The sequence below is a fragment of the Paenibacillus sp. y28 genome, assembly GCF_037137075.1.
In the GTDB taxonomy this organism is placed as follows: Bacteria; Bacillota; Bacilli; order Paenibacillales; family NBRC-103111; genus JBBBNV01.
Genome location: NZ_JBBBNV010000060.1, coordinates 1 through 5,665, shown reverse-complemented (window position 1 = coordinate 5,665; position 5,665 = coordinate 1). Strand labels below are relative to the sequence as shown.

The 5,665-nt window shown below is 52.7% G+C and carries 4 protein-coding genes and 1 CRISPR repeat array; all 4 genes read right to left on the bottom strand.

Going from position 1 to position 5,665, the window contains the following annotated elements; all coding sequences use genetic code 11:
* Positions 1 to 197: 197 nt before the first annotated feature.
* From WBG83_RS22055 to WBG83_RS22040, 4 genes are read right to left on the bottom strand one after another with little or no spacing between them, the layout of a single operon-like run.
* Entirely contained in the window at positions 198 to 1,442 is a 1,245-nt protein-coding gene (locus WBG83_RS22055; RefSeq protein ID WP_336747541.1) for a Ger(x)C family spore germination protein, read from the bottom strand.
* Complete coding sequence (locus WBG83_RS22050) at positions 1,439 to 2,560, bottom strand: GerAB/ArcD/ProY family transporter (RefSeq protein ID WP_336747540.1); 1,122 nt, start codon at positions 2,558 to 2,560, stop codon at positions 1,439 to 1,441. The genes WBG83_RS22055 and WBG83_RS22050 overlap by 4 nt, the downstream gene beginning before the upstream one ends.
* 15 nt (positions 2,561 to 2,575) lie before the next feature.
* The gene (locus WBG83_RS22045; RefSeq protein WP_336747539.1) at positions 2,576 to 4,111 is read right to left on the bottom strand and encodes a spore germination protein; all 1,536 of its coding nucleotides are present in this window, start codon (positions 4,109 to 4,111) and stop codon (positions 2,576 to 2,578) included.
* Positions 4,108 to 4,329: a hypothetical protein gene (locus WBG83_RS22040; protein ID WP_336747538.1), complete on the bottom strand. Its 222-nt coding sequence runs from the start codon at positions 4,327 to 4,329 to the stop codon at positions 4,108 to 4,110. Before WBG83_RS22040 ends, WBG83_RS22045 begins: the two co-directional genes overlap by 4 nt.
* Before the next feature lie 428 nt (positions 4,330 to 4,757).
* Positions 4,758 to 5,458: a CRISPR direct-repeat array (repeat unit 32 nt; unit sequence GTCGCACCCTGTGTGGGTGCGTGGATTGAAAC).
* Positions 5,459 to 5,665 lie beyond the last annotated feature (207 nt).

Sequence of the window (5,665 nt, the reverse complement as noted above, 5' to 3'; positions counted from 1 at the left end):
AAACAAGTGTTTGCGTTTATCGACTACTTCAACTCCACCATGGCCAAGCCTTTTAAATGGACTTATAAAGGCAAGGTTCTTTGCTTTTAACTGTTGTTATATTTAAGTTTTAGTGCACTAGGTAATTACCATTTGTTACCACAACAAAACAAAGCGGAAAGCCGGACAACGCCTGTTTCGCGGGCCGTCCGGCTGTTCTATTTCTGGCCGATGTCAATCCAGGGAGAAGCCAGGGTCCGGGAAATTCTCCGCATGCTGGCGTTGACACTAATCTCCAAATCCGCGTTGGGAAGAATTTCGTCTTCCCACTGGTCCTTGATCTGCTCCCATACCCCAGGATGGTAATCACTGAGATCGTTCCCGAAAGCGAACACATCGGAGTGGAAGGTCCCTACACACTGTTGAAAGGCGCTGCGGATTTCCTTCTCTACGGTCTCCGCTACCTGCTGCTCCACATAGGAGATATAATCCCTGCTGACCACGATATCATGAGACGCCTTCTCGGCAATATTAAATTCAATGCCCAGGCCGATACGAATTATTGTTTTGCCGTCGGCATAATCGACATCCCGATCCAGACGAGTTGCCCGTTTAACATCCAGTGTAATGAAGCAGCCCGGCTCATTCCGGCAGGGAATTGTAATGATGGCGTCACTGACCCTTTTTTTCGCCCACATCAGTCCCCGGGTATCATGAAGAGTAATCAGCCCCATCATCTTGGTCCCCTTGAAAATGGCTGTCGAGCCCGTCAGCAGAAACAACGGTGATTGCTTGGAGCCTCCGATTTTTTGCTTCTGCTGAATACCTGCCAGCTTCTGATCGTACTCTGTTTGGCTGAACAGCCGGATAATGGGCAAAAAAGGCTGCCCGCCCAGCGGATCGGCCAGTGTGCGGTTGAAATCCGACAGCAGCACGTCCTGTGAATACGCCGTCCGCTTGGATCGCTGGATCAGGTTGACCAAATAGTCCGAGGCTATGACGCGAATATCCGGGTTCGCCTCAAGCACATCCTTGGCCTGACCACTGACAATACAAACGCGAGAACTGCCGCGCAGCTCCTGCTCCGAGGAGAAAAAATCCATAAATTTCTCTACGCCCCGGCGCGCCGCCTCCTCCGAAATCAGTAGAACCTTCAGGTGCGACCAAAACAAATCCCGTCCAATCACTTCCGTATACTTGCGTACAGCTTCTGTCACTGTACGGCCGGATACGCTGATCGTTTTTTCCTTCTCCAGACTTTCTGCCCCGCCCATGCCTTTGGATTTTAACGCCTCCAGCACAGGGGTCTGCACGGACAGGATAATCTCCTTGTTTTGCCCCACATCAATCGCCGCGCCGAGCACATACTCCACCTCATCACTCTCGATCCGGCCCCAGCAGGCGGACAGACACGAAGCCAGCAAACAGATTAGCAGCAGTACGGGCAGCCTGCGCGTAATCATTGCATCCTTCTCCTCATCACCAGACTCACCAGCAGCAGCAGCACAATAATTCCCATGTACATCAGCGGCGTGAACTCTACCCGGAACCGATCATAGGTCACGAACAAGTCGTATATATTTTGCGGCAGCAGCGCGAAATAGAAGGCCGCTACCGATAGCGGGGCCATCAAGGGACGATAGTCGCTCAGCTCAAACCATGAACCGAAATATTGACAGCAGGCATAGAAGGTCAGCGCCCCTTTTACAAAATTCATAACCCCCCACAGCACCAGCGCGATAAGCTCAAAATGCTCCAGAAAGTTGCCGAAGCTGATGTCCCGGACTGTCTCGATAAACGGAAACAGCATTCTCCGGTTCGTGGCGGTCCCATAATTGCCGACGCTTGTAAAAAAAACCAGCAGAAACATAACCCCGGATGCAGCGGCAACACTGACCAGGGTCCGCAGCAGCTTCCCTTCCTGGGGAACCTGGGTCATTGACATCAATACAAGCACCTCAAGCAGGTTCCCCAGCACAAGCAGCGATCCGTGCATGACGCCTCCGGCGCTCCCGTCGAACAAAGGAAGAAGCCGATCCATCCTGACCTTGCCGAAGGCCAGCAGCGACATGCTCAAAAACGTAACTATGACCAGCGGACCGACAAGCTGGCTCCACCTGGCCAGAGCTGCAAGCCCGCCGAGCAGCATATAATATCGCAGTAACAGCTGGAGTCCAATCATGACCTCTGTCGGCGTCTCGGGCAGCATCACGCTGCCGAACAGCTCGACCATGATCCTGGCGCTCAAACCGCAGTAAATCAAGGTCGGGAGCACAAAAATCACCAGTGTGATGATTTTAGCCGCCGCTTTGCTCCCTTTTTTGCCAACGATCCGGAGCAGCATAGAAATCAGCAGGGATTCCACATAAGACACGATCGTCCGGTTTCCCTGGAACTGCCGCACCTTAACAATGATCCAGGCGCACAAGGGGAATACCAGCACCGCGATGACGATGGACAGCCAGCCGGTATGCTCGGCCTCCCCAACGAGCTCTCGGGGCAATGTGATAAACACCGAGGAAAAAATAAAGAAAAACAGCAGCAGAAACAGCTGCTTGGATGAGATTCGTTCTTCCTGCATGGTGCCACCTCTCTTCTATGCTTTGCGTTTCCGGTTCAGGACGCGGAGGAAACTCGGGCGCTCCCGCTGAAAAGGCATCGGCTTTCGAACAAGCAGGGAATCGTTCCAGTCCTTCATCGACTCCGGCGTAAAGCTGGCCATATACGGCACACCAAAGGAGTACAGGTGATTCAGATGGATCAGCAGCGCAATCACGCCGAACAAAATGCCGTAAAGCCCCAGTGTTGCGGATAAAATCATTAACGGAAAACGGATCACCCGGATTGCGAAGGAAGTATTGTAGCTGGGAATGACAAAGGAGCCAATCGCCGTAAAGGAAACGATGATGGTTAAGATCGGTCCGACAATCCCTGCTTCCACTGCCGCCGATCCGATGACGATCGCCCCGACAATTCCGATGGTCTGTCCAAGCGTGCCGGGCATCCGCAGGCTCGCTTCCCGCAGCAGCTCGAAGCTCAGCTCCATAATAAGCGCCTCCACATAAGACGGGAACGGGAGCCCGCTGCGATTGGCCGCCATTTGCAGCATCATCCCGGTCGGCAGCATCTCCTGATGGTAGGAGGAAATCGCCACATATAAGGAGGGCAGCAGCAGGGCAATGCATAGCGCAATTACCCGCAGCCAGCGGATGAGCATAACAGGCAGCCACTTGCTGTAATAATCCTCCGTCGAGAACAAGAAGTAGGTCATCGTAATCGGCACAATGACCGTCCCCGGCGTGCCGTCAACGATCAAGGCCACCCGTCCTTCGGAGATCGCCACAGCGGTTTTGTCTACCCGTTCGGTGATCGCCATTTGAGGGAACGGGCTAATCGGATGGTCCTCAATAAATTCGGCCAGCATCTGACCGTCGGTAAGCATATCGATATCTACATGCTGCAGCCGGTTTTTGATTTCCTGGACGATGCCGGGGTTGGCGACATCCTGCAGGTAGGCAATCGAGATATCGGTCAAGCTCCGCCGGCCAATCCGCACATTGTCAAAAACAAGCCGGGGGTCCTTAATCCGGCGCCGAAGCAGCGCCGTATTCACCCGCAGCACTTCATTGAAGGCATCCTGCGGCCCCCGGCCAATCGGCTCTGTCTTCGGCTCGCTGACCGTGCGGTGCTCCCAGCCCTCCGTACAAATGAGGAGCGCCTTCGGAATGCCATCGATTAACACAATCGTGGATGAAAACAGCAGCCGATAAATAATTTCCGCCAGCTGCACCTGCTCCTCGATGCTGCCTGCCGTCAATATGAGCCGCCCTAAATCGCGGATAGGATTATCCCCCACATGAGACTCCACCATGGGGAGCAGAATGCTTTTGTGAATCATTTCCGCATTGGCTAGCCCGTCCATATAAAGCACCGCCGCCGGAATCCGGCTGCCGTCCGCGCGGGTCAAATCCAGCTCGCGCACAATCAAATCCGGCGCCTGTTGAATGGTTCTTCGGATGATGTCCACATCCTCCAGCAGCTTGCCGGTCAAATCGCCGGTCGGATAGCCCGGCAAATCCCGAATGCGTTTGGGCGGATTCGGAATATCAATATGGCTTCGGCTGCGGCTCATGGCAGGCCTGCCTTCTTGTTGAACAGCTCGCTCTGAAAGCGAAAAACCGCATCGATTGGCGGGAATTCATCTGCCAAATACAGCACGCCCATGCCAATAGCCAGACAGGCTGAGAACAAATAAGCAACGATAATCCGTTTTCTGCGGAACGGGGGCAGCTTTCGTGGATACGCCAATGCCATAAGCAGAACGCCGACCAAAAAATAAATAAGGTCCACTGTAACCCTCCTCCTGTTTCATCCTGAGGAAATATCCATCACCCGTCCCTTAATTTTCCCCGTTCACCAGAAAACATGCGCCCATGGGGCAGCGGTGACCGGCTTCAAGCTGTGGTTGACTTCGCACAATCTATTTTCTTATGATGATACTATCAGGAAAAATAGCTTCGCGGCTTTGCCGGTTTTCCAAAAGACACCATCCGTTATTCGCCGTATCCCGCAATGGTGATGAAATACACGCCATTTAAGTGCGAATGTGAAGCTCCCATGAAATTCCCGGATCATTCGCACCGCGAATCTTGTCGAAAGTTATAGAAAGTACTATATTTATAAAAATGTCAAGGATTGATTACTATTTATTTTTTATGATTATTGCTGAAAATATCGTTTTTTCATGCTATGCTAGCATGAAAACGATTTATTTCGCTGTCGCACCCTGTGTGGGTGCGTGGATTGAAACATCGCGCTCCCTCAAAACTGGCGCGACCGACTCCCAGTCGCACCCTGTGTGGGTGCGTGGATTGAAACTGGCAACTTTACATATTTCTCTAGGTCTTCTATGGTCGCACCCTGTGTGGGTGCGTGGATTGAAACATCGAAAGCAGTTACGTGGACAGCACTGGACGAAGTCGCACCCTGTGTGGGTGCGTGGATTGAAACCCGGAAGCACCGGGGGCATACCCGCAAACTGCGGGTCGCACCCTGTGTGGGTGCGTGGATTGAAACCGTCATATAAGCCGGTTACGGCCTTAGCGGTTTTGGTCGCACCCTGTGTGGGTGCGTGGATTGAAACAAACAATTTGGTGGAAAATTGAGGCGGAACGAAAAGTCGCACCCTGTGTGGGTGCGTGGATTGAAACCTTCGGCTGGAGCCAGTACCGTTGGCAGCATGAGCCGTCGCACCCTGTGTGGGTGCGTGGATTGAAACAAATCATTGATAGACAGCCTTCTAGGTACTTTGTGTCGCACCCTGTGTGGGTGCGTGGATTGAAACCGGATGAACCCGGTCGGGAAACCCGCAGGAGAACCAGGTCGCACCCTGTGTGGGTGCGTGGATTGAAACGTCTGAAATAAGTGGCCGTTTGGTCATTATCATTGTCGCACCCTGTACGGGTGCGTAGATTGAAACCAGATTCGCAAGCAAATACAGGAGAGGGAATAGTCGCAGAAATCGCCCTCATTCATAATGCTTGGACCTGTAAACAGAGAAATAGCCCCGAGCAGTCGGGGCTATTTCTCTGTTTACATATTTTATCACTGTGAGCGTCAAATAGCCCCCACCTAGCAGTCAGATGGGAGCAAGTGTATGATGGATTAAGATTACGCGAGGCGGCAA

Bases quoted from the DNA above. Each gene is read 5' to 3' on its own strand.
- WBG83_RS22055 (WP_336747541.1), bottom strand. From the start codon at position 1,442: ATGATTACGCGCAGGCTGCCCGTACTGCTGCTAATCTGTTTGCTGGCT.
- WBG83_RS22050 (WP_336747540.1), bottom strand. From the start codon at position 2,560: ATGCAGGAAGAACGAATCTCATCCAAGCAGCTGTTTCTGCTGCTGTTT.
- WBG83_RS22045 (WP_336747539.1), bottom strand. From the start codon at position 4,111: ATGAGCCGCAGCCGAAGCCATATTGATATTCCGAATCCGCCCAAACGC.